Origin of the sequence: Pseudorhodoferax sp. Leaf267 (assembly GCF_001422405.1) — a bacterium.
Classification (GTDB): domain Bacteria; phylum Pseudomonadota; class Gammaproteobacteria; order Burkholderiales; family Burkholderiaceae_C; genus Pseudorhodoferax.
Genome location: NZ_LMMV01000019.1, coordinates 1 through 4,295, shown reverse-complemented (window position 1 = coordinate 4,295; position 4,295 = coordinate 1). Strand labels below are relative to the sequence as shown.

General features: G+C 71.0%; 1 protein-coding gene. It reads right to left on the bottom strand.

Going from position 1 to position 4,295, the window contains the following annotated elements:
* Positions 1-284: 284 nt before the first annotated feature.
* The gene (locus ASF43_RS17070; RefSeq protein ID WP_156373370.1) at positions 285-4,127 is read right to left on the bottom strand and encodes a response regulator; all 3,843 of its coding nucleotides are present in this window, start codon (positions 4,125-4,127) and stop codon (positions 285-287) included.
* Positions 4,128-4,295: the final 168 nt, after the last annotated feature.

Here is a 4,295-nt window from a genome sequence, read left to right as displayed (position 1 = left end):
GCCATGTTGCCAGCGGCCTGGGCACCCGGGGCCACCATGGCCAGGGCGGTGGACAGAGCCAGGATGAACTTGGAAGTGGTGCGCATGGTGGGCCTCGTGGAGTCGTTGCAGGGGCCGGACCGTTGTGTGGTCCGATGCCGCCATTGTTCGATGCGAGGCCCGCAACATCGTGGCGAAAGAGTGTCGCGAGCGGGGCGCTTCGGGACACAGTTGCGACACATTCGGGCGCCGCGAGGGTGCAGGCGCGCTCCTGGGGGGCGCGCCGGGCCCAGCGCGTCAGCGCGTCAGCGCGTGAGCTCGTGGGTGAGCCGCGCCACCAGTTGCACCAGGTGCCGGTGCAGCCGCTGCGCCAGCGGCACCAGGCCCTGCAGCGGCCCACCCTGGCCGAGCTGCTGCTCGAACGCCACCAGCTCGTCCAGCAGGGCCGGCGCGCCCACCGTGGTCAGGGCGCCGCGCACCGAATGGCAGACCTTGCCCCAGCGCGCCAGCACCTCGTGCGGCGCGCCGCTGGCGTCCAGCAACTCCGGCAGGCCCAGGCCGTAGGTGTCGGCGAAGCGGCCCAGCGCGCGCTCCAGGATCGGGATCTGCCCGGCCACGTTGCGCAGGGCCATGTCCACGTCGAAGCCCGGGATGCGCGCCAGCCGGTCGTACAGCGGCTCGCGCGTGGCGTCCGGCTGCGGCGGGTTGTCCAGCAGCGCCATCAGGCTGGAGGGCGTGGGCTCGCGCAGCGGCAGCCAGCGCAGCAGCTTGGCGTACAGCAGTTCCGGGTCGACGGGCTTGCCGACGTGGTCGTTCATGCCAGCGTCCAGGCAGGCCTGGCGGTCTTCGGCAAAGGCGTTGGCCGTCATGGCGATGATGGGCAAGGCACGGCCTGCGGCCTGGCGGATCGCGCGCGAGGCTTCCAGGCCGTCCATGACCGGCATCTGCACGTCCATGAGGATCAGGTCGTACTGGCGCGACAGCGCCATCTCCACGGCCCGCCCACCGTCCCAGGCGGTCTCCACGGTCAGGCCCACGAGTTCCAGCAGGTCCTGCGCCACCTCGCGGTTGACCGGATTGTCCTCGGCCAGCAGCACGCGCTGGCCAGCATGCCGTACCTGCAGCAAGCTGGCGTTGTTCGAGGCCTCGGCCCGCTCGTCGTCCTGCGCCGGTGCTTCGCGGGCGCGCAGCAGGATGGCCAGTTGCTCGTGCAGCGCCGCGGCCGTCAGCGGCTTGAGCATCACGGCGTCGAAATGCGCGGCCTTGGCGCGCTTCACCAGGGTCTGCTCGTCGAAGGCCGTCACGAGAATGCTGGGCGGCATGCCTTCGCCGAGCACCGAGCGCAGCTGCGCCAGCGTGGCGATGCCGTCCAGCGGCTCCATGCGCCAGTCGATCAGCACCACGTCGTAGGCCTGCCGCGCCGCCATGCGGGCCTCGACCTTGCGCAGCGCCATGTCGCTGCTGCCCACGGCGTCGACGTGCAGGCCCAGCAGCTGCAGCTGCTCGCCCATCACGGCCAGGGCCTCGGGCAGGTCGTCCACCACCAGCGCGCGCAGGCCCTGCAGCGCCGCCGGCTCGGTGGGCCTGGGCGCTTCGGCGGCATGGCCCAGCCAGGCCGTGAACCAGAAAGCGCTGCCCGAGCCCGGAGCGCTCGTCACGCCGGCGTCGCCACCCATGGCGCGCGCCAGCTGGCGCGACAGCGCCAGACCGAGCCCGGTGCCGCCGTGCCGGCGCGAGGAGGAACTGTCGGCCTGCTCGAATGCGTTGAACAGCGCGGCCTGCCGCTCGGCCGAGATGCCGGGCCCGGTGTCCTGCACCTCGAAGCGCAGCAGCATGCGCCGGCCCTCGTCGCGCAGCACTTCGCCGCGCAGGCGCACCCAGCCGGTGTCTGTGAACTTCACGGCGTTGGTCAGCAGATTGATCAGGATCTGCGAGAGCCGCGTCGGGTCGCCTCGCATGCGGCGCGGCAGGTGGTCCTGGTCCAGGATCAGCTCCAGGCCCTTGCTGCGCGCCTGGCCGGCGACCAGGGTGCTGGCCTTGCCCAGCATGTCCTCGATGGAGAACTCGACGTCGTCCAGCGTGAGCTTGCCGGCCTCGATCTTGGAGACGTCCAGGATGTCGTTGATCACCTGCAGCAGGTGCTGGGCCGCGCCGCCCACCTTGTCCAGCCGGTCGCGCTGCGTGCGGTCGCGCGCGTCGCGCGTCATCAGGTGCGTCAGGCCGATGATGGCGTTCATCGGCGTGCGGATCTCGTGGCTCATGTTGGCCAGGAAGGCCGACTTGGCGCGGCTGGCAGCGTCGGCCTCCTGCCGGGCGGCCAGCAGTTGCGCATTGGCCTGCTCCAGGGCCAGGGTTCGCTCCTGCACGCGGCGTTCCAGGCTGGCGGCCATCTGGCGCAGCTCGTCCTCGGCGGTCTTGCGCTGGGTGATGTCGGTGGCGATCCCCAGCAGGATGGAAGACTTGCCGTCCAGCGACAGGATGGGGCGTTTGACGGTCGACATCCAGCGCGTGTGGCCCTGGGCGTCGGTCAGCTGTTCTTCGGCGATCACGATCTCGCGGCCGCTCTCGATCACGTGCCGGTCGTCCGCCTGGAACCGGCGCACCTGCTCGGCGTCGGCGTTCAGCTCGTGGTCGGTGCGGCCGATGAGGCCGTCCACCGTCGTGCCGTAGGCGGTGGCCACGGCCTGGTTGGCCAGCACGAAGCGGCCCTTGATGTCCTTGGCGAAGATCAGGTTGCGGTTCAGGTCGATCACGCGGCGCAGGAAGGCCTGCTGGAACTCCAGCGCCGCCGTGCGGTCCTGCACGCGCTGCTCCAGCTCGGCGTTCAGGCTCTGCAGGTGGTCCTCCACCAGCATGCGGGCCTCCACCTCCTTCTGGATGCTGCGGAACAGCAGGACGAACAGCACCGTCAGTACCGCCAGCGTGGCCAGCAGGGCGAGCAGCGTGGAGGAGCGGCCGGACTCGGCCTGCTGGAGCCGGCCGTCGAGCAGGCTCACCTCGGCGCCGTCCATCTGCGCGATGACCTGGCGGATCTGCACCATCACGCCGTTGCCGGTGTCGGCGAGCAGCGCGTCCCGGGCCATGGAAGGCCCTTCGGACGACAGCACCTGCCCAACGAATTCCAGCGCGAGGATGCGCGCCTCGATCAGCTGGCCCAGGTCGCGCTGTCGCTTGCTCTGCAGGGCGTTGTCGGCCACCAGGCGGCCCAGGTCGACCAGGTCGTGCCGTGCCGCCTGGCTGTAAGCGAGGAATTCGTCCTCGAAGCGCGGCTGCAGGGTCAGGATCTGGTTGCGCAGCGCGAGCTCTGCGTCGGCCACCGAGCCGTAGGCGCCCGCCAGTTTGGCCCGCACCTCCTGCGTGTGGGCCACGAGCCGGGCCGTTTCGGCGAATTTGGCGCCCGTGGCATAGGTCAGGCCGCCGCCGAAAACCACGAAGATGATCGTGGGAATGAAGCCGCGCAGAACCAGCGTCTCGATGCGGCTGCGCGCCCGCGAGGGCGCCTGCTCGCCGGCCCGGCCCGCCATGAGCCAGGTTCCCAGGCCGAGCAGCATCAGGGCCCAGGCGGTGTGCAGGGCCACCGGGGGGGCGATGCGGTCGGTCACGATCTCGCTCACGTTCCACAGGTAGCCGACGAGTGCCACCAGCCCGACGGCCAGCGTGCAGGCGCAGGCCGCGCGCGTGAGCAGGTGGCGGCCCGGATGCGGCAGGTTGGCCAGGCCGACGCCGAGCGCGACGAAGGCCAGGGCGGTGTAGGGCGACATGCGGCCCCTGGCCTGGTTGAAGGCGGCGCCTGTGTCGTGGAACAGCCATTCGTCCAGCGCCGAGCCCCAGCCGAAGGCATACGAGAGCAGGGTGACTGCACCCAACAGGCCCACCGCGATGGCCAGCACGGTGGCCGCGGCGCGCAGGGGGGGCGAGGGGCGCACGGCCATGATCCACAGCGCGGCGGCACTGGTGAGCAGTCCGATCGCGGTGTTGGCCTTCATCTCCACCGCGCCGGGGATCACGCTGCGCAGGGCGGGCAGGTCCAGCGCCCAGCCGAACAGCACCACGATGCCGAGCAGCGCGGTCAGCGCGCACGCCAGGCGCGTGAAGGCCAGCCGGGGGCCTTCCCACGTCGAAGAGCGCGCGGTGTCCACTGGCGTCATGGAGAGGCCCTTCGTGTCAGGGGGGTAGAGTCGTGCGGCATGCAGCGTGCCGCACGGCGCTTACCAGCTTAGCGTGACTTGCAGCACGTCGGTGTAGGTGCCAGCCGTCAGCGCAGCCGGGCTGGTCTTGTTCACCTTGGCGAAGATGGGCAGCGGGAAGGACGCGCC